Origin of the sequence: Streptomyces sp. NRRL B-24085 (assembly GCF_001282115.1) — a bacterium.
In the GTDB taxonomy this organism is placed as follows: domain Bacteria; phylum Actinomycetota; class Actinomycetes; order Streptomycetales; family Streptomycetaceae; genus Streptomyces.
Window position 1 is genome coordinate 12,484 of sequence record NZ_LJBR01000014.1, and the last position, 23,136, is coordinate 35,619.

Genomic DNA, 23,136 nt, shown 5'->3' on the forward strand with positions numbered 1-23,136 from the left:
TGATCAGCCCGTGGGCTGGTCCGCAGTCAGCACGTGGGCTGGTCCGCAGTCAGCCCGTGGGCTGGTCCGCAGTCACCACAGCCTCGACCAGGCCGGGGAACCGACGGTCCAGGTCCTCCTTGCGGAGGCGCATGTAGAGCCTGTTCCCGGCGTCTCGCTGATGGACCAGGCCTGCCTCGCGAAGCACCCGCCAGTGATGGGTGCGGCTCGACTTGCTGACCGGCAGGTCGAAGGAGGCGCAGAGCCTCTCCTCATCCGGCCGGGCGGCCAGTTCGGCGATGACCCGCCGACGGTTGTCGTCGGCGAGAGCCAAGAGGATCGGCCCGATCCGCAGATCGTCCGCATCAGGGTGCGGCAACTCGCTCGACGCCATCACTCCACCTCTCGACAAGGTACGTCTACTGCCGTACCTTCCATGAAGGTACGGCGCTGTACGTACCTTACCTCTGGAGGGGTCATGTCCACACCCGTGTCCTCACGCCGCCGAGCCCTGCCGCGTCTTCGCTGGTTGCTGCGGCGCGTCCTGCTTGCCGAGCACTCTCCCTTCATCACCCTCTGACCAGCACTTCGCGGAGCGTGGCCCGCTCACGCGAAGTCCGCTGCGGTGAGGCCGTCGGGATGTCCGCTCGGCCACTCCACCAACTCGATCCGATAGCCGTCCGGGTCCGTGAGCCACGACGTCTTCGGGCCTTGGGCGCCGCCCGGGTACTGGAGGGGGCCGGGCGTCAGGCCGGCTTCGTTCAGCGTCCCGAGGGCGGTGGCGAGGTCGTCCACCTGGATCGCGAGGTGGTCGAAACCGCTGCCCACGTCGACCGGTCCGGCACCGGGACGGTGGACCAGTTCGAGTGAGGCCGCCGGTTCGTCCGGGAACTTGAGGATCACCAGGCGAGCCCCGTCACCGGTCTCGACTCTGCCCAGTTCGGCGTAGCCCAGGGCCGTGTAGAAGCCGAGCGAGCGGTCGAGATCGGTGACGCGGTAGCCGACGAAGAGCGTCTTCACGCCGCCCCCTCGGACCCGCGCACCCGGTAGCGCAGATGCGTCACGTCCCGATCCTCGAGCCGCCGCACCAGGTCGAGTTCGATGTGACCGGTACCCAGGTGGTCGAACAGCCGACGGCCGGCTCCGAGGAGGACCGGCACCAGGTGGATCTCCATCTCGTCCAACTGCCCGGCCCGCAGGAGCGCTTGGGCTGCCTGTGCCCCGTGGACCATGACCGCACGGTCGCCCGCGGCCGCGCGCGCCTGACGGGCACAGTCCTCGACATCGGTGACGAAACGCGCGTGACCGGGGGGCACGTCACCGTCGTCGACCTGGTGGGTGAGGACGAAGATCGGCACGCCGTCGTGGTGGTCGCCGTGCCAGCGCCCGGCGAGTTCGAAGGTCCGACGGCCGGAGATCAACGCGCCGGTCGCCAGCGCCTCGCGGTACACCTGGCCGCTGGGACCGTCGGACTCCCGGTCGTCGAGCCAGTTGAAGAGCCGTCCGCCGTCGCGTCCGAGCTCCTGCCCCGGCCGGTCGTCCGGTCCGGCGATGAAGCCGTCGAGCGACATCGACATGTACAGCCGAATCGGATTGCTCATCCTGGTCTCCCTCTCTCCACGTGACAACGCGATCCGGCCCTTCCTGATCGGGCGACGGTGCGGTGTGTCGAAAGGCAGACTTCAGGCGACCGGCGAACTAATCGGTCCGACGCGCCGGTCGGCTGCCGGGCCGAGCTGAGACGGCGGTCCGCTGCCGGGCCGAGCTGACATCGCGACCCGCTGCCCGGATGAGACAGCAGGAGTCGTGGGGTCCAGCCGGGACGGTCCTGCGGCTCACCGGTCCACATGACGCTCGCCAGGTGGATCCGGACAACCCCCTCGTTGCAACCCTCTCGCGGTGCGGTCACCGCGCGGTACGGAGAACACCGGAGCGGTCCGGGTCCTCCGTGCCGCGCGTACGGCCCGCGTACCTCACGCCGCCACCCGTGCCGTCCCCTCCGATGCCGGGCGGCTCGCCACGACCCGCCGGCGCCGCACCGGCATGCCCATGGTCGGGTTGGCGACGCCCCATGCCGCACCCTTGCAGACCAGTTCCTTGTAGCGCGCCGCGAAGCGGCCGGTCAGGGCGCGGTCCACGGCGCGGTCGTCGGCGGTGACGAACTGGATCAGCCCTTCCTTGCGTCCGAGCGAGATGCACTGGTTGAAGTAGCGCAGCGGGGCGTTCGGCAGCTTGCCGCCGGTCAGCCGGGCCGCGATGGAGTCGGCGGCCTGCCAGGCCATCGGGGTGCCCGAGGCGCAGGACATGCGCAGTGGCTTGTCGCCGGCACCGAGGGCGTGGCCGGCGTCGCCGATCGCGTACACGTCCGGGTGCGAGACGGAACGCATGGTGCCGTCGACCACGATACGGCCGTCGTCAGCCAGTTCGAGGCTGGTGGAGGCGGCCAGAGGGTGGGCCGCGAAGCCCGTCGTCCAGACGGTGACGGCGGCCGGCAGCGTCCGGCCGTCCGAGGTCGTGACCTGGTCCGCCCCGACCGCGGCCACCGTGGCGTTCTCGTGCACCGTGATGCCGAGCCGGTCGACGACCTTGCGCAGGTGCGCACGGCCCTTCGGGGAAAGCCAGTCGCCCAGTTCGGCACGGGTGGCAAGGGCGATGTCGAGGTCCGGGCGGGCCTCGGCCACCTCCGTCACGAACTCCAGGCCGGTCAGGCCGCCCCCTACGACGAGGACCGTCTCGCCCTCGGTCATCCCGGTCAGGCGCTCGCGCAACCGCAGCGCGCCGGGACGGCTCGCGATCTGGTGGGCGTACTCGGTGACGCCGGGGACACCGTGGTCGTTCCCGGCGCTGCCGAGGGCGTAGACGAGGGTGTCGTACGACAGCTCCGCCGCACCCTCCGCGCCCTGCACCGTGACCGACTTGCCGTCCACGTCGATCGAGGTGACCTTGGCGAGCTTCACCTCGACGCCGGTGCCGGCGAACATTTCGTCCAGCGGGCGGGGCTTGAGCTCCTGGCCCACGGCCAGCTGATGCATCCGGACCCGCTCGACGAAGTCGGGCTCGGCGTTGACGAGGGTGATGGTGACGTCGTCCCGGCGCAGCCGCTTGGCGAGCCGGCCTGCCGCGATCGCTCCGGAATAGCCGGCGCCGAGGACGATGATCCGGTTCTTCATTCGCTTACTCCTGTCCGCACGGGTCCGGTGCCTTCTGGCCCGGTCACGCCCCTTGAACCGGGCAGCCCACCGATCCCTGACAGAAGTGGAGAGTGACCTGCGTCACATGATGGATCAGAGGGCTCCGGTCACGACCGGAGGGCCGAAATCGCCCGCCGCCCACCGCTGTGTCGCGCGCTCCAGCTTGTCCGGGTTGACCTGGCTGCGCACCGCGACGACGCCTTCGTCCGTCCGCTCCAGGCACATGACGCCGAAGACCCGCCCGTCGACCACCGCGACGACCGCGGGGCCGCCGTTGGCCGTGGTGGCGTAGAGATCGGGCGAACCGCCGACCAGGTCCCGCTTGGCCGGGGCCGGCTTGAACAGCCCGCGCAGGAACTTGGCCACCGCGAGTGCGCCCTGTACGGCACTGGCCCGGGCCGGCACCTTCCCGCCGCCGTCGCCGACCACGACGGCGTCCGAGGTGAGCAGCTTGATCAGCGGTTCGGTCTCACCGCTGGTCGCCGCGGCGAGGAACTCCTCGACGATCCGGCGCGCGGCCGCCTCGTCGATCTCGGCCCGTGCCCTGCCCTGCGACACATGCTTCTTCGCACGGTGGAAGATCTGCTGACTGGCCGCCTCGGTGAGATCCAGCATCCCGGCGATCTCCCGGTGGGAGTACGCGAACGCCTCGCGCAGCACGTACACCGCGCGCTCGTTCGGCGAGAGCCGCTCCAGCAGGACCATCACGGCGTAGGACACCGACTCACGCTGCTCGGCCGTCTCCGCCGGGCCCAGCATCGGGTCCCCTTCGAGCAGCGGTTCGGGCAGCCACTGGCCGACGTAGGTCTCGCGGCGCGCACGGCCCGACGAAAGGTGGTTGAGGCACAGGTTGGTGAGCACCTTGGTCAGCCAGGCCTCCGGCACCTCGATACGCGCGACGTCGGCAGCCTGCCAGCGCAGATAGGTCTCCTGCACGATGTCCTGCGCCTCACTCGACGAGCCGAGCATGCGGTAGGCGATCGCCTCGAGCCGCGGCCTGGCCGCTTCGAACCGGTCTACGTCGCTGAGAGTCAGGGCCATGCCTGTGATCTTATCGAGGGGCCGACGGTTTCACGGCCGCACGGCAGCACTGGTGGCAGGTGCGACGGATCGCGTGGTGCCGCGTCCCGAACGCCCGCACAGCACAGGGGGTTGAACCGGGAGAGTCAGGTCAGCACCAGCCAGCGGCGGCCGTCGATCAGTTCCCGGGCTGCGTCGAGGTGGCCGGCGTGGCACGCGGACTCGGTGATGACGTGGAGCAGGACGTCTCGCAGGGTGTGTAGGTGCGGTTCACCGAACAGGTCGTGGGGCCACCAGGCCAAGGGCGCGTCGACGGGGGTGGCAGCGATGACGGCATCGGCGAGTTCCGCCTCGCGACGGTAGAGGTCGAGCACCTCGCCGGCCGGCACGTCCGGCGCCACCCTCCACGCCTCGTCACCGCTCGTCAGGTCGCGGATGACCTCCTCGTCCCCGGCCACGACCGCGCGGAACCAAAACCGCTCCACATCCAGCGCCAGGTGCTGGACCAGCCCCAGGCAGTGCCACCCGGAAGGCAGCACGGACCGTCGCAGATCCTTCGGGTCGAGCTCGTCGAGGATGCCGAGGACGTGTCGCCGCTGCCCGTCCAGAACCCGAAGAAGCGCCCTGACCTCACCGCTCGGCGTTGACTCGCTCAGATTTCCGGTCACGGTCATACAGGGTCCACGAAGTCGCGCGGCTTTGCAGGGAGTTGTACGAGATTCGGTGCGTGAGGTCGTGTCGCTCGTCGATGAGTTCGGATCTCATGGGAGGACCCGCTCGCTGCTGAGGCAAGCTCCGAGTGGCGGACCGCAGGCCGCCCGAAATGGGTGGTCCGCCGCAGCGAACGCGGCCCGAACCAGAACCAAACTCAGCCTGCGGGTGCGGCAAGGAGCCCGAGTACCGCCCGCGGACAAGGGCCGAGCGGCGGGCCCGGCGGATCGTTGCCGCACGGGACCGGCCGCCGCTGTCCGAGACGTCGTCCCGACCGGATCCGCTGATGCCGACTCCGTCGACGGGCTGACCTCGTACCCGAGCGAGTGAGGCAGCGACGCAGTGGGCTGCGGAGAACGCTGACGCCTTCCGCTGAGGCGTCGCTCCGGCACCGCGGAACCGAATCGCACACTAACGCAACTAAAGGTTGCACATCTTTCCGCCGGTCGGCTAGATTGATGTGCAACCAAACATTGCAGAAGGCGGGCAAGCATGGAGTACGGAACGATCGAGCGGGAGATCCACATCGACGCCTCACCCGAGGTCGTCTTCGAGGTGGTGAGCAGTCCCGAGCACCTGCGCGAGTGGTGGCCGGACGAGGCGGAGTTCCCGGTGACTCCCGGAGGAGCGGGGCGAATCGGCTTCGGGGACTTCTCGCAGGGCGGCACCTGGGTGCAGTTCACTGTCGTCGACGCGGTGCCGCCGCGACTCTTCTCCTTCCGGTGGACCCATGAGGAAGGAGAATCGGCCGCCCCCGGCAACTCGAACCTGGTCGTCTTCGAGATCGAACCCGCCGGGACGGGAACGCTCCTGCGGATGACCGAGAGCGGGTTCCGCGAGCGCGGCTGGGACGAGGCGAAGGTCGCCGCCAGGTACGCCGAGCACACCACCGGCTGGGACTTCTACCTGCCGCGGCTGCCGGCGTACGCCGCGAAGGTCGGAGCCGGGGGCCAGGCGTGACAGTGGACGACGACCTCTGGTCGGCGGTCGGCGACCCGACCCGGCGCCGGATGCTCGACCTGCTGCTCAGCGAGGGCAGCGGGACGGCGACCAGCCTCAGCGAACGACTGCCGGTGACCCGTCAGGCGGTGGCCAAGCACCTCCTCGTCCTGGACCGGGTCGGGCTGGTGCACGGCACCACCGCCGGCCGCGAGAAGCAGTTCCGCGTCGACCAGCCACAGCTCGCCCGTGCCGTCGCCCAACTCGCCGATGTCGGCGCCGCCTGGGACGCCCGCCTCCAGCGCATCAAGCGCATCGCCGAGACGGTCCAGCGCGGCAAGGACACGGAGAACGAGACCGGCAAGAAGCAGTAGAGAGGAACACGGAGATGGCAGACATACTTCACCGCATCGGCGTCGAGCACTCCTCACCGCAGCAGGTGTACGACGCGCTCACCACCCTGGACGGCCTGTCCGGCTGGTGGACCGAGAAGACGTCCGGAGAGAGCGGCCTCGGTGGCGTGATCGAGTTCCGGTTCGGGCCGGGCGGGTTCGACATGAAGGTCGTCGCGCTCGAACCGGGGCGGCACGTGCGCTGGGACGTCGTAGGCGGACCGCAGGAATGGATCGGCACCAGCGTGCAGTGGGACCTCCGTCAGGACGGTGACTACACGATCGTGCTGTTCAAGCACGAGGGCTGGCGGGAGCCGGTCGAGTTCATGCACCACTGCAGCACCAAGTGGGCCACCTTCCTGCTGAGCCTCAAGCAGCTCCTGGAGACCGGGGAAGGCGCCCCCGATCCCCGGGACATGAAGATCAGCGACTGGCACTGACCCGGCCGCGGTACGGCGTCCAGATCCTCGAACAGCGCCCCCTCCAGGTCGAGCGAGAGGAACAACGCGTTCAGGGTGTGAGGATCCGGTCCTGCTCCACCGGAGGCGTGCCGTCGTACCAGTTCAGGGCCTGCCCGAAGCGGATCAACTGGCCGTACAGGGCCGGATCGGCGCCTTCGGCGAAGACCAGGTCGAGCACGGCTCCGGCGGCCCGGGCCGGTGACTGCGCCTGGCTGTAGTCGCTGAACCACGGGCGCGAGGTGGCGGTGTCGACCATGCCGGGGCACACGGACGCGACCAGCGTGCCGGTGGCGAGGTCGCCCTCGCGGCGTGCGGCGGCGACCGCGCGTACGGCGGCGACCTGCGCCACCTTCGAGGGCACGTTCAGCCACACCGGCCAGCCCGCCTCCTGCGCGGTCCCGTGGCGGACGGCGTTGCGCCAGGACTCGACGGCGTGCTCGACCTCGTCGAGGCTCGCGCCGTCGAACAGGTGGCGCAGGCGGGGGTCGAGATGGCCGAGGGTGCCCAGACTGCTGGCCACGACAAGGAGCCGGCCGCCCGGGCGGAGGACGGGGCCGAAGGAGCGCAGGACCGCGTGCGTGGCCGTGTTGGAGACGTCGATGAACTCGTCCGCCCGCTCGGCCTGCGACTCGTCGGGCAGTACGCGGGCGACCGCGTTGGAGATGACGACGTCGACTCCGCCGTGCCTGGCCCTGAGCTCTTCGGCGAGGCCGGCGATGGCGCCGGTGTCGGTGACGTCCAGGACCCTGCCCTCGACGCGGGCGCGGGTACCCGGCAGGCGGACCACCTCCTCGGCGGTCTCGGCCACCCGCCGGTGACTGCGCCCGGTCAGCAGGACCAGGTCGTCCGGGCTCATGCGGGCCGCCAGTCCCTCGACCAGGGCACGACCGAGTCCTTGGTTGGCGCCCGTGACGAGGGCGATGCGGGATGTGTTCATGGCTGCCACGCTAGGAAGCCCCGCGCCCATGAGTCCAACGAAAGTCACGCACGGCTAGCATGCGTAATCGTCATGGACTTCACGGATGTGTCACTCACCGCGCTGCGCGTCTTCCGCGCCGTCGCCGAGCAGGGGACCTTCACCGCGGCGGCCGCGTCGCTGGGTTACACCCAGTCCGCGGTCTCCCGCCAGATCGCCTCGCTCGAACGGGTCGCGGGCGCCGAACTGCTGGAGCGGCGGCGCGACGGCGTACGGCTCACCCCGGCCGGCCGGGTCGTCATGCGCCGCGCGACGACCGTGCTCGACGAGATCGACGCGACCGCCCGCGAGCTGTCCGGTCTGCCCGGGCAGGCCGGGACGGTCCGCCTGGGGTGGTTCCCCAGCGCCGGCGCCGTCCTGGTGCCCCGCGCCCTGTCCGCGCTGCGCCGCACGGACCCGGACCTGAACGTCGTCGGCCGGGAGGGCAGCACCCCGGCACTGGTCCGCGCGCTGCGGGCGGGCAGCCTCGATCTCGCCCTGCTCGCCTCGGCACCGCCGTTCCGGCCGCCGGACGCCGAGTCGCCCGCGCTCGTACTGCTGACACTCACCGAACGCGCCCTTTGCCTTGCGGTACCCGCCACCCATCCCCTGGCCCGCGGGGACCACGTCGACGCGGCCGACCTGCGCGGACAGCGATGGATCGCCGGTTCCTCGTCGGGAGAGGACAAGCTGATGGGCGTGTGGCCGGGTCTGGACGAGCGGCCGGAGATCGCGCACACCGCCCGCGACTGGCTCACCAAGCTCCAATTGGTCGCCGCCGGCTGCGGACTGACCACGGTCCCCGCGGCTCTCGCCGCCGCCGCGCCACCCGGCGTCCGCGTCCTGCCCGTCCGCGGCGGCCCCCAGGAACAACGGCGCCTGCTCCTGGCCCGGCTCCCCCACCCGATGACCGAACCGAGTGTCCGCGTGGCAGCCGCCCTTCGCGCGGCGGCCCTCGACTCCGCTGGTGCCGGTGACTGACGCGGGCGGGCTCGGCCTGCCGCCGAGCCCGCCCGGGTCGGCTCCGTTCGGGAGTCGGCCTGTGTCATGCCGTCAGCGCTGGAGAGTCAGCAGCCCCGGACGGTAGGGCAGCAGGCCGTAGTCACCGCCCGAGTTGGGGCTGCGCCCCTGGTAGAGCAACTGGAGGTTGCAGGGATCGACCGTCATGGTCTGGTCGGCGCTGGTGCGGATCAGTTCGCCGTGGCTGATGTCGTTGGTCCAGGTGGCACCGCTGTTGGCCTTGCCGGCGAAAGGATTACTCTCGCTCGCTGCCTGGGGCGTCCATGAACCGTTCAGGCTGGTGGCCGTGAACGAGCGGAAGTAGCGTCCCTGCGAGCCGATCGCCTCGACGATCATGAGGTAGCGGTTCTGACCCTGCAGCTTGTAGACCTGCGGGGCTTCGAAGAGGTTGTTCGTCGTGTCGCTCATGACCACGGTGGAGGTCGAGCCGAAGCTGCCCGGGAAGTTCCCGATCGGCATGCTGGCCCGGTAGATCTTCCCGTTGTCACCGGCGAAGAACAGGTACATGTTCGTCCCGTCGCCGATGAGCGTCTGGTCGATGGGACCGGTTCCGGAGCCGGAGATGCTCCCGGAGAAGAGCACCTGAGGGGAGGACCAGCCGTTCGGGTTGGTGGGGTCGCTCGACGTCCGGTAGGAGAACGCGGTCCCGCCCCACTGGTAGGCGAGCACCCAGATGTTCTTCGGCGCGAAGTAGAAGAGCGTGGGCGCGACGGTGGAGGACGACATCGTGTTCTGGCCGGCCGAGGCCATGTCCGACCAGTTGGTGAAGGGGGTGAAGTTCATCGACCCCCAGCTGGTTCCCGTGTCGTGGGTCGTCGCGTAGACGAGTTGCTTGCCGTTGTACGGGACCACGGTGAAGTCCTTGAGCGAGACCCACCCGGACTTGGGCTGCGCCAGCGCGCCCGTCGACGTCCAGCGGTACGACGACGGCAGGTCGCACCCGCCGGGGGTGTCGGCGCCGACCTTGACGAGCTGCCACTGCTGGTTGGTGCCGCCCCAGTCGTCGTACTGGACGATGTTCGCGTTGTCGGCGGTGGAGGCACCCTGCACTTCGAGGGCCCTGTTGCTGTGGCGCGAGATCAACCGCACGTAGCCGTCCGAGCTGTCGGCCAGCCGCCACTGCTGGTTGGTGGCGTTCAGATCGGTCCACTGGACGATCGAGCCACCGTTCGCGGTGGACCAGTTGTAGACGTCCAGCACCTTGCCCGAGTGGCGGGACTTGATGCGGAAGTAGCCGCCCCCGGAGTCGACGAACTGCCACTGCTGCTGGGCCTGATCGTTCCTGGCCCACTGGGTGATGCGGGCGCCGTCACCGGTCGCCATGTTGTAGACGTCCAGGGCCTTGCCACTGTTGCGGTTGACCAGCACGTACGACGCGTTGGGGTCGACCGTCGCCGCGGCGGCGGGCTGGGCTCCGAGGAAGGTCGCCACCATCAGCAACGGCGCGAGGACGGCGAGCAAGCGTCTGAGGGGGACCGTGGACGGGTGGCGTAAACGCATCTGGGGGCCTCCTTGGGGGCGGGGCGAGGTGGCGTCGGCACCGCACAGCACCGTGCCGCGGATGCATGGATCGATCGAAACATTCGATATGTTCGCCAGATCCTTCGACGCCACAAGCTAGGAATAAGGGGTCCCTCGGTCAAGGTCTGCGGCCGTTCTGTCTGCAAACAGGCCCTCCCTGCCGGGTGCGACGAGCTGTCACGCCGAGCGAAACCGCATGGGATGCGGTGCGGCCCGAAGCTCCACATCATGGCCTCTGAGCAGGGTCTAAAGGACGATCGAACTACATACACCCCCTTGCTCCGGTCGTGACTTGAGCCTCGGCGCGTCCGTCAGGACTGGCGCCGGAGGTTTCACGCCCATTCCAACCATGCTTCGAATGTTTCGAAGACAGAGGTGAAACTTTCCCTGCGCCACGTATTGACGATCCACCGTCAATGCATCAATGTTCCGAATCCGAGGATCGACCAAGTATCGATATTTCGAACCGCGTTGGCCCTGCACTCACATCAAACGCACGCCGAACGCCTTCCTCTCGCACCAGTCATTCCGTGATGTCTACTTTTGGAGGCACAGCCATGGGTCTGACTGCCCTACTCGGACACCGTGTCCGCCGGAAGCACACTCTGCTGCTGGCGCTGCTGATCGGCGTCCTCAGCACGGTCGCCGCACTGCTCTCACCGCCCCCCGCACACGCTGCCGAAAGCACGCTCGGCGCCGCGGCGGCGCAGAGCGGCCGCTACTTCGGCACCGCCATCGCCTCGGGCAGACTCGGCGACTCGGCCTACACCTCGATCGCGGCACGTGAGTTCAACTCGGTGACGGCCGAGAACGAGATGAAGATCGACGCCACCGAACCGCAGCGGGGCCAGTTCAACTTCACCTCCGGCGACCGCGTCTACAACTGGGCCGTGCAGAACGGCAAGCAGGTCCGCGGACACACCCTGGCCTGGCACTCCCAGCAGCCCGGCTGGATGCAGAGCCTCAGCGGCAGCACCCTGCGCCAGGCGATGATCGACCACATCAACGGCGTGATGAGCCACTACAAGGGCAAGATCGCCCAGTGGGACGTCGTGAACGAGGCGTTCGCCGACGGCAGTTCGGGCGGCCGACGCGACTCCAACCTGCAGCGCACGGGCAACGACTGGATCGAGGTCGCCTTCCGCACCGCGCGCGCCGCCGACCCGGCGGCCAAGCTCTGCTACAACGACTACAACATCGAGAACTGGACCTGGGCCAAGACCCAGGGCGTGTACAACATGGTCCGCGACTTCAAGCAGCGCGGTGTGCCGATCGACTGCGTCGGCTTCCAGTCGCACTTCAACAGCGGCAGCCCCTACAACAGCAACTTCCGCACCACGCTGCAGAGTTTCGCCGCCCTCGGCGTCGACGTGGCCGTCACCGAGCTCGACATCCAGGGCGCCTCGGCCTCGACCTACGCCGCCGTGACCAACGACTGCCTGGCCGTCTCGCGCTGCCTCGGCATCACCGTCTGGGGCGTGCGCGACATGGACTCCTGGCGGTCGGGTGACACCCCGCTGCTGTTCAACAACGACGGCAGCAAGAAGGCCGCCTACACCGCGGTCCTCAACGCGCTCAACGGCGGCACCTCCACGCCCCCCACCGGCGGCGGACAGATCAAGGGCGTCGGCTCGGGCCGCTGCCTGGACGTGCCGAACGCCAGCACCACGGACGGCACCCAGCTCCAGCTGTGGGACTGCAACACCGGCACCAACCAGCAGTGGACGACCACCAGCGCCGGCGAGCTCAGGGTCTACGACAACAAGTGCCTGGACGCCGCCGGGACCGGCAACGGCACCAAGGTCCAGATCTACAGCTGCTGGGGCGGCGACAACCAGAAGTGGCGCCTCAACTCCGACGGTTCCATCGTCGGCGTCCAGTCCGGCCTCTGCCTCGACGCAGTCGGGGCCGGCACCGCCAACGGCACCCTGCTCCAGCTCTACGCATGCTCGGGCGGAAGCAACCAGCGCTGGACCCGTACCTGACGGGTGGCGGCGACCGCCCTCACACCCTCGCGGTGACACGGCAGGACAGGACAATGCTGCGGGCCGCACCAGCGGCCCGCAGCACGTCGGGTTCGGCGTTCTCGTCAGTGGCGGGCCGGGTCACCGGCCGCCGGTCACGGGAACTGGGTGATCTTGGACGGGATGGTGTCGGTGCCGGAGGTGGGTGCGCCGGTGTCGTTGACGACGTGGGCGTACTGTCCCTTGCCGCCCAGGGAGATCACCTGGATGCTGTGCAGCTTGATGCCGGCCTTGACGGGGACCTGGAAGCCGTGGTGCTGCACGATGGAGGGGTCCGAGGTGTAGTTGCAGTAACTGCCCAGGCCCCACGCCTCGTGGACGTTCACCGTGTCGGCGACCTTGTAGGCCGCGTAGCCGACGATGCCGTCGTGGGAGATCGCGGCGGCGTTCGGTGCGTCGTATGCCTTCTCGTTCTGGAAGAAGATCGTGCGGCCGCGTTCGCCGTTCCAGAGCACGTCGTACTTGTTGAAGTGCTCCACGAACAGGCCGGTGGTGAGGACGTCGTCGCCGTTCACCACGAGCCCGTAGTCGGCCCGGTTGGTCTCCCAGCCGACGCCCTGGCCGTGGTCGGCGCGCCAGATCCACGTGTGGTCGACGACGACGTCGTCACTGTTGACCACGACGGAGTTGGTCGCGAGACCCGGGCCCGCGCCGCCGATGCGGATGAACACGTCCTGCATGGTGGTCGGGTTGGCGGAATGGTCCGCTGCCGCGCCGGCCGGCCCGATCTGGAGCAGGGTGTCGGAGCGGCTCGCGCCGGCGTCGATGAGGAATCCGGCGAGCCGGACCCCGTCGACGTCCGCGACGTGCATGGCGTCGATGCCGCCGTCGGGCACGATCGTGGCCAGGCCCAGTCCGAGGACCACGGTGTTGGACCGGGTGACGTTGATCGTCTGGTCGAGGTGGTAGACGCCGGGGGTGAACAGCAGGTTGAGCCCCTGGGCCAGCGCCTGGTTGATGGTGGCGGCCGTCGCGCCCGGCTTGACCACGTAGAACTGGCTGAGCGGGAGGGAGGTCCCCGCGTTGGCCGGCCAGGACACACCCCGGGCGTTGGTGCGCTTGGCGGGCACGAACACCTTGTAGTCGTTGCCGTCGAGGTAGAGGAACGGCTTCTCGCGGGATATGGGCGTCGTGTCGAGGGTGGTGTACGGGCCGGTGTCGAAGTTGGTCGCGGGAGCGCCCTGGACCCCGGAGAACGTCATGTTCCACACGCCGTTGGTCCAGCCGCCGACGGAACTGTCGCGGGTGTACCACTGCTGCTGGGAGTACGGGCCGACGGTGCCGTCGATCTTGGAGTCGGCGATGTAGCCGCCGGAGGCCCAACCGTAGCCGTTGGGTGCCAGGTTGAGGCCGCCCTTCACGTGGATGCGACGGAACGGCGCGGCCTGTGCCACCGCCCAGCGGTCGGTGCCGTTGGACGGAGTGATCGCCAGGTTCTCCGCCGAGCGCCAGAAGTTCTGGGTGGCGTTGCCGTTGAACCAGCCCGCGTCCACGGTGATGTCACCGTTGATCTGGGTGTCGTCGGGGTTCAGTCCGAGCCCTGAGATCGAGGTGTAGAAGCCGAGTTGGGCGTTGATGCCGTTGTAGGTGCCCGGCTTGAGGAGGAACTGGTAGCGCCCGGAACCGAACTGCGCCGACTCCTGCTGGGTGAAGACCTGGTCGAACTTCTGCTGCAGGTTGGGCGTGGAGGGGTCGACGACGATCACGTTCGGGCCCAGGTCGCCGCCGCCCTGGATCGGGCCGCCGGTGCCGCCGGACGTCGTGTGGACGCCGAACTCCCAGAGCGAGTAGCCGTAGGCCGTTCCGCGGGCCGTGCCGAGGACGCGGACGTAGCGGCCCGTGCCGCTCACGTCGTAGGAAGCGCGGCCCCCGGTCGCGCCGGTCACCGTCTTGAGGGTGGTCCAGTTCTGGCCGTCGGCGGAGGCCTGGAGCTGGAAGTCCTTGCCGTAGGCGGCTTCCCAGTTCAGGTCGATCTTGCAGATGTCCTGGGACGAGCCCAGGTCGACGCGCAGCCACTGCGGGTCCGCGGCCTGGCTGGACCAGCGGGTGGAGTCGTTGCCGTCGACCGCGGCGGACGCCGGGGTGCCGGCGTTCTCCGTCGAGGAGGCCGAAGCGGCCTTGCCCTGCGCCGAGTTGGTGGTCGAGCAGGCGGCCTGGGTCGCGCCGGGAGTCCCGAACACCTGGAACTCCCACAGCGAGTAACCCCACGGGGTGGCCCGGTGCACGCCCTGCATACGGACGTAGCGGCCCTGGCCCGAGACGGTGAGGGTGTCGGTGCCGCCGTCCCCGCCGGTGACGGTCCGGACGTCGGTCCAGGAACCGCCGTCCGGCGAGACCTGGATCTTGTAGTCCGCGGCGTAGGCCGCTTCCCAGTTGAGGACGACCTGGTTGATGGAGGCCGTGGCCCCCAGGTCGACCTGGATCCACTGGTCGTCGGTCGCGGCCGAGGACCAGCGGGTGCCCATGTCGCCGTCGACCGCGGCAGCGGCGGGCGTTCCGGCGTTCTCCGCCGACGAGGACGCGGCTGTCCTGCCCTGGGACAGATTGGCGTCAGCCGCGAGCGCGGGCGGTGGTGCGACGACAGGAAGGGTGATCAGCGCCGCCGTACTGGCGAGCGCGACACCGAGAGATCTGAGGCCCATGCCATGTTCCCCTGGGGGTGGATGAAGGATGGTCACGAAAGGCCGTGCTGTGGTGGTCGTGCGGGTGCGCAAAGTTGTCCAACGTGCAACGAACGTGTTGCGCGACTTAGTTCACGTCTTGATTTAAATGTTGACCGTAGTGATTGGGCAACCCCTCGGACACCGGAATCCGTGCAAGTTGTGGACACCGCAGGGGCCTTGACCCCACGGCAGCCTTCAGCGAGTGACGTCACGGGGCTTCAGTCTCCGCGAGCGGGGAGCTGGAGCCCGTCGTCTGCGCAGGCGAGGTCGGCCGGCGGGCGTGGGCCGGAAGGCACAGCGAGGAGGACCGCCCCGCCACAGGACGGCTGTCACGACCTCGCCCTCCCGCCCCTCCGATGAGTTCTCGGCGGTCGTGCCGTCTACCCTCCGACGAAGGGAGCGCACCATGCGCAAGATCATTGTCTGCACGTTCCTGACACTGGACGGCGTCATGCAGGCACCGGGCGGGCCGGACGAGGACACTCAGAGCGGCTTCGAGCACGGCGGCTGGCAGAAGCCGGTGACGGACGACGAGGTGGGCGCGGCGATCGCCGGCTGGTACGAACCCTCCGACGCGATGCTGCTCGGCCGGAAGACGTACGAGATCTTCGCGTCGTACTGGCCGACCGCCGATCCCGGCAACCCGTTCACGGAGCGGATGAACAGCATGCACAAGTACGTGGCGTCTCGGACCCTGACGTCCGTCGAGTGGCAGAACTCCACGCTGCTGGAGGGCGATGTCGCCGATGCGGTCCGCGCCCTCAAGACGTCCGAGGGCGGGGACATCAACGTCGTCGGCAGCGGCGACCTCGCCCAGACCCTCATGCGGCACGACCTCGTCGACGAGTACCGGCTGACCATCCATCCGGTGATCATCGGCACCGGCAAGCGGCTGTTCGCCGACGGAGCGATCCCCACCTCGCTGGAGCCGGTCAGCGTCTCGACGACCGAGAGCGGCACCGTCGTCGGCGTCTACCGTCCCAACGGCAAGCCCCGGTACGACAGCTACTAGGGTCAGCCTTCACACGGATCTCGCCCAGAACAGAAACACCCCCCTTCTTCGGCCGGTAGCGGCGGCCTCCTGATGGGCGAATTGCACTCCTGATCACGTCGGCGCAGCAGCCCGTGATCTGCCAGCGCGCGATCTTTGATGACGGGCAGCAGCGCCCGCACAATCACCGCATGACCCATACTGTCGAGGCAGCCTGGCACAAGATCCTGACCACGGCCGACGGACCTCGCCGACCGGAAGAATCGCCGCTTGCCGCTCCGTTCGCCGAGCTGGTGCTGGCGGCACACGCCCAGCCGCTGCTTCGTCAGCTCTATCCCTGGACCGGCATGTGGGAACTGCATTTCAGCAGGTGCACTGAGATCCGCCACACCTGGGACATCCCGTACATCGGCACCCTGCGAGACGGCCGGTACTACGTCGAAGGGCCGAACCGAAGCAGCCCGCGGATCGCCGAGACATACAGCGGGCAAGCTGCAGTAGCGCTGGTCGTCGATCGCCTGCCACCCCACTGCGGCCCGGCCTTCCTCGGCAACGCAGAGGAACTCGCCGCCTACGAGAGAGCGCGGGACAACCGGTAGAGACAGGCAGCCGACTTCGCGAAGGCAGCGCGACCAACACCTTCGAAGACGGGCCCTGTTCGGACGGCCCCGGTCGGTGCCGCCGGCCGGCCGGCACCGATGCCGCCGCCACCCGCGAAGAAGCGCAGGGCTCCTCACCAAAGCCAAAACGGCAACCGTCACTGCGGACACGGGGTGTTCGACGCGGGTTGTGCGGGGATGCCGTCTGTGCAGTCCATCGCCCGGCGAACGGAGTTGACATGGAGTACCCGGACCTTTCCGCACTGCCCGCGCAGCTGCGGGAGGACGTGACCGCTCGCGGTTCGCTGAACGTCTTCCGGATGCTGATGCACTCCCCCGCGCTGGCACCCGGCGTGCTGGCGCTGGGGGACGCGATCCTGCAGCGGAACTCGTTGCCGGATGCCTTGCGCGAACTCGCCATCGTCCGGGTCGGCCAGGTCTACGGGGCGGCGTACGAGGTCCACCATCACGAGAACATCGCCCGTCTCGTCGGGCTCGGCGAGGAGGCGATCGCCGCCGCCGCGACCGGTTCCACCGAGGGGCTCTCCGCGTCCGAGGCAGCCGTCCTCGCGGCCACCGACCGCCTGCTCGACCAGCACTGCCTCGACGACGGCGCGCGCAAGGAACTCCTGGCGTTCCTCACGGTGAACCAGCTCGCCGACCTCGTCGTCACCGTCGGCTTCTACCAGCTGATCTGCGACTTCCTCAACACCTTCGAGGTGACGACGGAGGGCGAGCCGCCACCGCCGTACGGTGTCCGCTGAGGGCAGGGGCGCCGCGCAGCCCCTTGCGTGTACGGGGCCACACGCCATAAGTTACCGACCGGTAAGTCATTGAGCGGAGTACGCCTCGCCGGGACGGCCACCGCTCGGTGCGCCACCCGCCGGCTTTCACCGCGTGCCGCCCGAAGGAGCCGCCATGCCCTCGATCGACCGTCAGGACCACGTCTTCGTCCTCGACCTCGGAGACGGTGAGAACCGCTTCCACCCCGACTGGATCACCGCCGTCGGAGCGGCGCTCGACGAGGTGGAGAAGTCCGACGGGCCCCGCGCCCTGGTCACCACCGCCACCGGAAAGTTCTACTCCAACGGGCTCGACCTGGACTGGCTGTTCGCCCACGCCGACCAGCACCGGGACTACGTCGTCTCCGTCCACGAGCTGTTCGCGCGGCTGCTGTCCCTGCCGGTCGTCACGGTGGCCGCCCTGCAGGGGCACACCTTCGCCGCCGGCGCGATGTTCTCCCTCGCTCACGACTTCCGTGTCATGCGCGCGGACCGCGGCTACTGGTGCCTGCCCGAAGCGGACATCAACATCCCCTTCACCCCCGGCATGGCCGCGCTCATCCAGTCCCGGCTGGCCCCGCAGACCGCGCACGAGGCCATGGTCACCGCCCGGCGCTACGGCGGCACCGACGCCGCAGCCGCCGGCATCGTCGACCGGGCAACCGACGCGGACGCCGTACGCTCCACCGCGATCGAGATCGCCCAGGCACAGGTGAACAAGGCGGGCGACACCCTCGGCACCATCAAGTCGCGCATGTACGGCCCGACTTTGACCACCCTGCGCGACACCACCGACCCACTGGGTTGAGCCGGCGTCGGCCACTCGCGCCCTTCTCTCGAACAGCGCTCGCCGACGCCACCCTCACCTACCGTGGCCCTCCGCGCATCGCCCGGAAGACCACGGTACGGACGTCACAACTCCCCGAAGCCTCGGTCCTCGTGGGTCGACGCGCCCCTCGTCCCGGCCCTTACGGTGCCATCTCGTACGTCCCGGACAGCGCCTCCACGCGCTGCCAGACGCGGCCCGAACGCGCTTCGTCGACTACGGGGCGCCGGACGGCTCCGAGTGCCCAGCGCTGCTGGTCCACGGTGGCGGAGTCCTTGCCGTGCAGTTCGACGGCGTAGGCGGAGAAGTCGCGGACGAGGACGGCGAACAGCTCGTCGAGCACATCCTCGTCGAGGTCCGTCAGACGAGCCTGTTCGAGGATGAGCTGACCGTGCACCACCAGCGCGAACAACTGGCCGACGGCGAGCAGCAGATCGAGGTCGCGGCTCTGCTCCTCGTCGGGGGCCGCCGTGGTGACGAACTCGCACAGGGCGTCCGCCTGCTCCCGGAAGCGGGCGACGTTCGGTACGCCCGCGTATGCGTCGTAGGCGGGGCGCCAGTCGTGGAAGCGCACGGAGCCCAGACCCCGGGCCGGCCCCTGCTCGAAGAGGAACGTGTCGTCGGCCGCGTCGAGGCGGGTGGGCACGGCCGCGAACTCGGCCGGGTTCAGGAGGTGGTTGCGCATGAACTTCAGGATCAGCGCGAGGTTGACGTGCACGGTGCCCTCGAGCTTGGGCAGCCCCCGGATCTCCACGGCGGCCTGTGCGAAGTAGTTGTCCTTCTCGAAGCCCTTGGCGGCGATCACGTCCCACATGAGGTCGATGACCTTCTCGCCCTCCGTGGTCACCTTCATCTTCGTCATCGGGTTGAACAGCAGATAACGGCGGTCCTCCGCGGAGGCCGAGCGGAAGTAGTCGACGGCCCGGTCGCTGAACAGCTTCATGCCGACGAGGCGGACGTACGCGTCAGTCAGCTCCCGGCGCACATGCGGGAAGGCGGTGACGGGGCGGCCGTACAGGATGCGCTGGTGCGCGTGGGTCACCGCCTCGTACATCGCGTGCTCGCAGATGCCGATGGAGGCGGTGCAGAGGTTGAACTTGCCGACGTTGACGGTGTTGAGAGCGGCGTCGAAGGCGGCGCGGCCCGTGTGCAGGACGTCGTCGGGGCTCACCGGGTAGTCCTCGAGGCGGAACTCGCTGACGTACTTGGAGGAGTCGACGACGTTCTTCACGAGGTGGTACGCCGGGTCGCGGCTGTCGGCGGCGAAGAACACGTAGCCGTCCGGGCCCTCGATGTCGGTGCGCCGGCCGAAGACCGAGACGAGTCCGGCCGCGTTGCCGTTGCCGATGTAGTACTTGGAACCCGTCGCCCGGAAGCCGCCGTCACCGTCCGGAGTCAGCAGCATGTCGGTGGAGTAGATGTCCGCGCCGTGGGCCTTCTCGGAGAGGCCGAAGGCGAACACCTCGCCCTGGGACAGGAGTTGTGCCGCGCGGGCGCGGGCGGCGGCGTTGTCGCTCTGCCACACCGGCCCGAGACCGAGGATGGTCACCTGCCACGCGTACCAGTAGTCGAGACCGTAGAAGCCGAAGATCTCGTTGAGGGCCGCGATCCGGGCCGTGTCCCAGCGCTGGTCGTCGAGTTCCCCGGCGGACGACGGGGTGAGGAAGGTGGCGAACAGCCTTTCCTTGGCCGCGAACGCGAGGAAGTCGCCCAACCAGGCGCGGGAACGGTAGTCCTCGATGAGCCTGCGCTTGCCGCGGTCCTCGAACCAGTCCACGGTGGCCCGCAGCAGCCTGCGGGTCTCCGGATCGAAGTGCGCGGGGTCGTACGTGCGCGGGTTGAACAGGAGGGAGTCGGCCATGAGGGTCCGCCTTCCGAGGGTTGAGGGTGAAGGGGCGGTGCTGAAGGTCACTGAGCGCGGGTGTCGTCGGACCGGCGGTTCAGGCGTGCGGCTGTGACGTGCTGAGCCGCCGGAGGGTGGCGAGGACGTCGTCGAGCCAGGCGATCGTCATCCGCTCGTACGCGATGCCGCCGCGCAGCACGACGTGCTGCAGTTCCTGACCGGCGTCGAGCGGTGCGGGGGCCGCGGGCCCGGTGAAGTCGCGCTCCTCCCCCGCCAGATAGTGCACGAGCTGGTCGCTGTGCACCTGACGGTGCCGCTCGACCTCACGGACCAGCACGGACGGGTCGTCGAAGGCCGCACCCCGGATCTTCACGGCGAGGTCGTGCCGCATGCTCTCGGGTTCGATCGCTTCGTGCAGCCACTCGGAGAGGGCGGCGCGGCCGGGACCCACGACGGAGTACTCCTTCTTGTCCGGCCGGTTCTGCTGCGGCATCTCACGGACGGCGAGCAGGCCATCGCTCTCCATGCGCCTCAGTACGCGGTAGATCTGCTGGTGCGTGGCGGTCCAGAAGTACCCGATGGACCGCTCGAACCGCCGGGCCAGCTCATAGCCGGACCCCGGCTTCTCCAGCAGGGAGACGAGAATCGCGTGCTCGAGCGCCATGCCGCGATCTTTCTATGCAACGAGTTGCATAGCCAAGAGCTACAGCCCAGGTGAGACGGGTCTCACTCGCGGTTGCGGGGCCCGCGAGAGAGACGTCGACTGCTTCTGGAGGGCTCCGGAGGATGCGATCATCGGCAGATCATGTTCGTGCGCCCGTGAGGTGATTTCTTGAAGAAGGTGGCACTGCGTCCTCACGCACTGTTGCCTCGGCAGTACGACCACCAGAAGCTTCTGGCGACCACCGTGGACGCCTGGGGCCGAGCTCTCTGGCTGATCTGCCCCGATGCGGAACTCCAGCCGAGTCCGTACGGCAGGCCCCGCCCTCAACCCCGTCGCTGTCCGTATGACGCACTCTTGGTCATCGACACCGGCGGCGCAGTCCGCGAGCAGTCCCTGCGGGGTCTGAGCTTGCGGGTGACCCATCTCGACGCGCTGCCCAACGGCCGGCTCGTCGTGCAGGGGCACAGCGTCGCCGGGGAACGGAACGCGCAGATCTACGGGACGGACGGGCGGCCCCGCCGCAGTTTCGCGATGGGGAGTGCTGTCCAGTACCTGATGGCAGACAGACGGCACCATGTTTGGAGCGCCTACTCCGACGAAGGCGTCTACAGCAACCCGATCAGCGCCGCCGGCCTGGTCCGCTGGGACAGCGGCGGAAACCGCCAATGGGGGTACATGCCTCCCAAGGGTGTGCAACACATCGATACCGTGTACGCCTTCAACGTTTGCGACGGTGTCGCGTGGGCCAACTACTACCCCACGTTCCCCCTCCTTGAGGTCCGGGCCAACGGTGAGACTCGGCTGCGGAGGACCCCCGTAGTCGCTCCTCGGGGTATGGCCGTGCACGGAGAGCAGATCACGATGCTGGGCGGCGGCCGAGAACCGGACCGCCTGCACCACTGCCGTATGACAGAAGACGAGGCCCTGGTGGTCGAGGAAGCGCGTCTCGCCCTCCCCAACGGGACACCGCTCAAGCGGTACGCACGCCCCGTAGGGCGAGGCCGGCATTTGTACCTGCGTGGCGCATCACCCAGACAGTGGTACGTGCTGGCTGACCAGGCCGCCTCAAGTGCTACGGTCGGCCCCCGCCCGACGGCGAGGACTCAGCCTTGAAGCACTCCCTCTCACCGCCGGCTCCAGAGCTGAAGCAGGCTTGCAGGGGCGTGTCGGGGCCGATCACGCTCATGAGGGTGTGGACGTAGGTGTCCGCCTCCTCGGGAGTGGTGACCTCGGCGTTCTGGAGTGAACCGTGGGGGCCTCCCACCCGCATCTCGACGCGGTCCTTCACGACGGCGCCCCACATCCGCGCCCAGCTCGTCCCGCATTCCTGGCTGTAGCGGAGCTGGATCCAGGCACCGGTGGCGGTCTCGTGCTCGGCGAGGGTCAGGGGTTCGGCAGCGCAGCGCGTCTCGATCGGGTCCTTGTTCTGACACGCCGTGTGTCGGCAGAGCGCCCCGGTGCCGGCGGAGGGGGTGGGGGACGGAGCCGGCTCCTCGCGGTGCGTTGGAGGTAGGTGGGCGAGCACGAGCACACCGAGGACGACGGCACAGACCGACAGGAGACCAGTGACAACGTTCGCGCGCCGGTGGCCCGTTGGACGGACAAGCGCGTCGGCTGCCCCACTCGGACCTGAAACCGGGGCATCGACCGTGTCACGCGAGGCCGTCACGCCGTCGGCGGTCTCCGACGAGACAGGGCCCGGGGTGTCCGTCCCGCCCGCCGTGCCCCGTCGTACCTCTCCCCCAAGTCCCGTCGCACCGTGGTCCGTCCGGTCCATGCGTGCGATGTCCAGGAGTGCCAGCGCGTGGTGGGCGGGTTCGTCGGCGAGACGGCACAGCTCTTTGACCGCGCTACGTGAGGGCAGGCTCTTGCCGTTGAGGTAGCGCTCCCAGGACGACTTGCTGTAGGTGGTCGCGTTCGCGAGCTGCGCGAGACTCAGTCCGGTGCGCTGCCGCAACTCCTGCAGTACGGCGGCCAGTCGGGCCCCCGGCGGTGAGGGTTCCCCGGGTGTCATCCGCGCAGGGCCTTCCACGAGCGCGGCCCCAGCATGCCGTCGACGGTGAGACCAGCGCGTTCCTGGAACGTCTTCACCGCCCGCAGGGTGAGCGGGCCGAACATGCCGTCGATCCCGCCCGGTGAGATGCCCGCCCGCCGCAGCAGACACTGCGCCTCGGCGACGTCGGCGCCGGTGGTGCCGTAGACGATCTCGGTGTTGCGGCCGTTGTTGATGCCCGCCGACCAGCGGCCCTCGACCCGTGCGATGCGGCAGGTGTAGGAGGGCGGCGGGGAGGCCACGCCGGTGCGGGGCGAAGCGGTGACCACGGCCCGGCCGGCGTCGTCGTCGAGGCGCAGCATCAGCAGGAGCACCGCGGACAGCGCTACGGCCAAGGCGGCGATGCCTGCTGTGAGCGCGATGTGCGGGAGGCGACCGGGGGCAGGTTCCGGGGCCCGGGGCGGCACGCCTACGGCTGGTGCGGCTGCGGCCTCTGCCTCGGGGCGCGGGGTCGTCGAACCGGCGGCCTGCGGCTCGTGCTCCCGCTCGCGCTGCCCGCCCT

Annotated in this window: 23 protein-coding genes; 10 read left to right on the forward strand and 13 right to left on the reverse strand. The window is 69.2% G+C overall.

Annotated features, from left to right (window positions below; translation table 11 throughout):
• Positions 1-49: 49 nt before the first annotated feature.
• From AOJ26_RS01720 to AOJ26_RS01745, 6 genes are all read right to left on the reverse strand, one after another.
• On the reverse strand, positions 50-373 hold the full coding sequence (locus tag AOJ26_RS01720; protein WP_053846343.1) for an ArsR/SmtB family transcription factor: 324 nt from the start codon (positions 371-373) through the stop codon (positions 50-52).
• 212 nt (positions 374-585) lie between these two features.
• Entirely contained in the window at positions 586-999 is a 414-nt protein-coding gene (locus tag AOJ26_RS01725) for a VOC family protein (protein WP_053846344.1), read from the reverse strand.
• Positions 996-1,580: a dihydrofolate reductase family protein gene (locus tag AOJ26_RS01730; RefSeq protein ID WP_053846345.1), complete on the reverse strand. Its 585-nt coding sequence runs from the start codon at positions 1,578-1,580 to the stop codon at positions 996-998. Before AOJ26_RS01730 ends, AOJ26_RS01725 begins: the two co-directional genes overlap by 4 nt.
• Before the next feature lie 372 nt (positions 1,581-1,952).
• The gene (locus tag AOJ26_RS01735; RefSeq protein WP_053846346.1) at positions 1,953-3,149 is read right to left on the reverse strand and encodes an NAD(P)/FAD-dependent oxidoreductase; all 1,197 of its coding nucleotides are present in this window, start codon (positions 3,147-3,149) and stop codon (positions 1,953-1,955) included.
• Positions 3,150-3,263: 114 nt separating this feature from the next.
• Complete coding sequence (gene sigJ / locus AOJ26_RS01740; protein WP_053846347.1) at positions 3,264-4,211, reverse strand: RNA polymerase sigma factor SigJ; 948 nt, start codon at positions 4,209-4,211, stop codon at positions 3,264-3,266.
• A 125-nt stretch (positions 4,212-4,336) separates the two neighbouring features.
• Positions 4,337-4,864: a DinB family protein gene (locus AOJ26_RS01745; RefSeq protein WP_053846348.1), complete on the reverse strand. Its 528-nt coding sequence runs from the start codon at positions 4,862-4,864 to the stop codon at positions 4,337-4,339.
• A gap of 529 nt (positions 4,865-5,393) precedes the next feature.
• On the opposite strand from AOJ26_RS01745, the gene AOJ26_RS01750 reads away from it, so the two are divergent.
• Genes AOJ26_RS01750 through AOJ26_RS01760 form a run of 3 tightly spaced genes read left to right on the forward strand, consistent with a single transcriptional unit; the run spans position 5,394 to position 6,672 of the window.
• Positions 5,394-5,861 carry an SRPBCC family protein gene (locus tag AOJ26_RS01750; RefSeq protein WP_053846349.1) on the forward strand — a complete coding sequence of 156 codons (468 nt, stop codon included), beginning with the start codon at positions 5,394-5,396 and terminating at the stop codon, positions 5,859-5,861.
• Positions 5,858-6,214 carry an ArsR/SmtB family transcription factor gene (locus AOJ26_RS01755; RefSeq protein ID WP_078959698.1) on the forward strand — a complete coding sequence of 119 codons (357 nt, stop codon included), beginning with the start codon at positions 5,858-5,860 and terminating at the stop codon, positions 6,212-6,214. The genes AOJ26_RS01750 and AOJ26_RS01755 overlap by 4 nt, the downstream gene beginning before the upstream one ends.
• Positions 6,215-6,228: 14 nt before the next feature.
• On the forward strand, positions 6,229-6,672 hold the full coding sequence (locus AOJ26_RS01760) for an SRPBCC family protein (RefSeq protein WP_053846350.1): 444 nt from the start codon (positions 6,229-6,231) through the stop codon (positions 6,670-6,672).
• Between the two features lie 70 nt (positions 6,673-6,742).
• On the opposite strand, the gene AOJ26_RS01765 is transcribed toward AOJ26_RS01760, so the two are convergent.
• The gene (locus tag AOJ26_RS01765; RefSeq protein WP_053846351.1) at positions 6,743-7,630 is read right to left on the reverse strand and encodes an SDR family NAD(P)-dependent oxidoreductase; all 888 of its coding nucleotides are present in this window, start codon (positions 7,628-7,630) and stop codon (positions 6,743-6,745) included.
• A gap of 72 nt (positions 7,631-7,702) precedes the next feature.
• Between AOJ26_RS01765 and AOJ26_RS01770 the strand changes: the two genes are divergently transcribed.
• Complete coding sequence (locus AOJ26_RS01770; protein WP_053846352.1) at positions 7,703-8,629, forward strand: LysR family transcriptional regulator; 927 nt, start codon at positions 7,703-7,705, stop codon at positions 8,627-8,629.
• A 72-nt stretch (positions 8,630-8,701) separates the two neighbouring features.
• Here AOJ26_RS01770 and AOJ26_RS01775 read toward each other — a convergent pair whose 3' ends face one another.
• A complete protein-coding gene (locus AOJ26_RS01775) occupies positions 8,702-10,168 on the reverse strand; it encodes a non-reducing end alpha-L-arabinofuranosidase family hydrolase (RefSeq protein ID WP_053846353.1) in 1,467 nt (488 codons plus the stop codon).
• A gap of 578 nt (positions 10,169-10,746) precedes the next feature.
• On the opposite strand from AOJ26_RS01775, the gene AOJ26_RS01780 reads away from it, so the two are divergent.
• Complete coding sequence (locus tag AOJ26_RS01780; RefSeq protein ID WP_053846354.1) at positions 10,747-12,174, forward strand: endo-1,4-beta-xylanase; 1,428 nt, start codon at positions 10,747-10,749, stop codon at positions 12,172-12,174.
• Between the two features lie 134 nt (positions 12,175-12,308).
• On the opposite strand, the gene AOJ26_RS01785 is transcribed toward AOJ26_RS01780, so the two are convergent.
• Positions 12,309-14,855 carry a discoidin domain-containing protein gene (locus AOJ26_RS01785; protein WP_053846355.1) on the reverse strand — a complete coding sequence of 849 codons (2,547 nt, stop codon included), beginning with the start codon at positions 14,853-14,855 and terminating at the stop codon, positions 12,309-12,311.
• A 427-nt stretch (positions 14,856-15,282) separates the two neighbouring features.
• Between AOJ26_RS01785 and AOJ26_RS01790 the strand changes: the two genes are divergently transcribed.
• The 4 genes from AOJ26_RS01790 (at position 15,283) to AOJ26_RS01805 (ending at position 18,056) form a co-directional block, all read left to right on the forward strand.
• The gene (locus tag AOJ26_RS01790) at positions 15,283-15,888 is read left to right on the forward strand and encodes a dihydrofolate reductase family protein (RefSeq protein ID WP_053846356.1); all 606 of its coding nucleotides are present in this window, start codon (positions 15,283-15,285) and stop codon (positions 15,886-15,888) included.
• 170 nt (positions 15,889-16,058) lie between these two features.
• Positions 16,059-16,466 (forward strand): DUF6193 family natural product biosynthesis protein, encoded by a 408-nt coding sequence (locus AOJ26_RS01795; RefSeq protein ID WP_234358403.1) that lies wholly within the window; start codon positions 16,059-16,061, stop codon positions 16,464-16,466.
• A 239-nt stretch (positions 16,467-16,705) separates the two neighbouring features.
• Positions 16,706-17,230 carry a carboxymuconolactone decarboxylase family protein gene (locus AOJ26_RS01800; protein WP_053846357.1) on the forward strand — a complete coding sequence of 175 codons (525 nt, stop codon included), beginning with the start codon at positions 16,706-16,708 and terminating at the stop codon, positions 17,228-17,230.
• Between the two features lie 154 nt (positions 17,231-17,384).
• The gene (locus AOJ26_RS01805; protein WP_053846358.1) at positions 17,385-18,056 is read left to right on the forward strand and encodes an enoyl-CoA hydratase-related protein; all 672 of its coding nucleotides are present in this window, start codon (positions 17,385-17,387) and stop codon (positions 18,054-18,056) included.
• Positions 18,057-18,216: 160 nt separating this feature from the next.
• On the opposite strand, the gene AOJ26_RS01810 is transcribed toward AOJ26_RS01805, so the two are convergent.
• Both AOJ26_RS01810 and AOJ26_RS01815 read right to left on the reverse strand, forming a co-directional pair.
• The gene (locus tag AOJ26_RS01810) at positions 18,217-19,935 is read right to left on the reverse strand and encodes an acyl-CoA dehydrogenase family protein (protein WP_053846359.1); all 1,719 of its coding nucleotides are present in this window, start codon (positions 19,933-19,935) and stop codon (positions 18,217-18,219) included.
• Between the two features lie 79 nt (positions 19,936-20,014).
• Positions 20,015-20,581, reverse strand: a complete 567-nt coding sequence (locus AOJ26_RS01815; protein ID WP_053846360.1) for a PadR family transcriptional regulator — start codon at positions 20,579-20,581, stop codon at positions 20,015-20,017.
• A gap of 354 nt (positions 20,582-20,935) precedes the next feature.
• On the opposite strand from AOJ26_RS01815, the gene AOJ26_RS01820 reads away from it, so the two are divergent.
• Entirely contained in the window at positions 20,936-21,694 is a 759-nt protein-coding gene (locus AOJ26_RS01820) for a hypothetical protein (protein WP_234358404.1), read from the forward strand.
• Here AOJ26_RS01820 and AOJ26_RS01825 read toward each other — a convergent pair.
• Complete coding sequence (locus AOJ26_RS01825) at positions 21,654-22,595, reverse strand: helix-turn-helix domain-containing protein (protein ID WP_053846362.1); 942 nt, start codon at positions 22,593-22,595, stop codon at positions 21,654-21,656. The two genes, AOJ26_RS01820 and AOJ26_RS01825, sit on opposite strands and share 41 nt — an antisense overlap.
• Positions 22,592-23,136 (reverse strand): peptidoglycan-binding domain-containing protein (locus AOJ26_RS01830; protein WP_143663592.1); only part of this gene is annotated, 545 nt, incomplete at its 5' end. The genes AOJ26_RS01825 and AOJ26_RS01830, both read right to left, overlap by 4 nt.

Coding starts and splice junctions, on each gene's coding strand:
- AOJ26_RS01775 (WP_053846353.1), bottom strand. CDS start 10,168: ATGCGTTTACGCCACCCGTCCACGGTCCCCCTCAGACGCTTGCTCGCC.
- AOJ26_RS01745 (WP_053846348.1), bottom strand. CDS start 4,864: ATGACCGTGACCGGAAATCTGAGCGAGTCAACGCCGAGCGGTGAGGTC.
- AOJ26_RS01770 (WP_053846352.1), top strand. CDS start 7,703: ATGGACTTCACGGATGTGTCACTCACCGCGCTGCGCGTCTTCCGCGCC.
- AOJ26_RS01780 (WP_053846354.1), top strand. CDS start 10,747: ATGGGTCTGACTGCCCTACTCGGACACCGTGTCCGCCGGAAGCACACT.
- AOJ26_RS01760 (WP_053846350.1), top strand. CDS start 6,229: ATGGCAGACATACTTCACCGCATCGGCGTCGAGCACTCCTCACCGCAG.
- AOJ26_RS01750 (WP_053846349.1), top strand. CDS start 5,394: ATGGAGTACGGAACGATCGAGCGGGAGATCCACATCGACGCCTCACCC.
- AOJ26_RS01735 (WP_053846346.1), bottom strand. CDS start 3,149: ATGAAGAACCGGATCATCGTCCTCGGCGCCGGCTATTCCGGAGCGATC.
- AOJ26_RS01825 (WP_053846362.1), bottom strand. CDS start 22,595: ATGACACCCGGGGAACCCTCACCGCCGGGGGCCCGACTGGCCGCCGTA.
- AOJ26_RS01800 (WP_053846357.1), top strand. CDS start 16,706: ATGGAGTACCCGGACCTTTCCGCACTGCCCGCGCAGCTGCGGGAGGAC.
- AOJ26_RS01790 (WP_053846356.1), top strand. CDS start 15,283: ATGCGCAAGATCATTGTCTGCACGTTCCTGACACTGGACGGCGTCATG.
- AOJ26_RS01815 (WP_053846360.1), bottom strand. CDS start 20,581: ATGGCGCTCGAGCACGCGATTCTCGTCTCCCTGCTGGAGAAGCCGGGG.
- AOJ26_RS01810 (WP_053846359.1), bottom strand. CDS start 19,935: ATGGCCGACTCCCTCCTGTTCAACCCGCGCACGTACGACCCCGCGCAC.
- sigJ (WP_053846347.1), bottom strand. CDS start 4,211: ATGGCCCTGACTCTCAGCGACGTAGACCGGTTCGAAGCGGCCAGGCCG.
- AOJ26_RS01805 (WP_053846358.1), top strand. CDS start 17,385: ATGCCCTCGATCGACCGTCAGGACCACGTCTTCGTCCTCGACCTCGGA.
- AOJ26_RS01730 (WP_053846345.1), bottom strand. CDS start 1,580: ATGAGCAATCCGATTCGGCTGTACATGTCGATGTCGCTCGACGGCTTC.
- AOJ26_RS01795 (WP_234358403.1), top strand. CDS start 16,059: ATGACCCATACTGTCGAGGCAGCCTGGCACAAGATCCTGACCACGGCC.
- AOJ26_RS01785 (WP_053846355.1), bottom strand. CDS start 14,855: ATGGGCCTCAGATCTCTCGGTGTCGCGCTCGCCAGTACGGCGGCGCTG.
- AOJ26_RS01720 (WP_053846343.1), bottom strand. CDS start 373: ATGGCGTCGAGCGAGTTGCCGCACCCTGATGCGGACGATCTGCGGATC.
- AOJ26_RS01765 (WP_053846351.1), bottom strand. CDS start 7,630: ATGAACACATCCCGCATCGCCCTCGTCACGGGCGCCAACCAAGGACTC.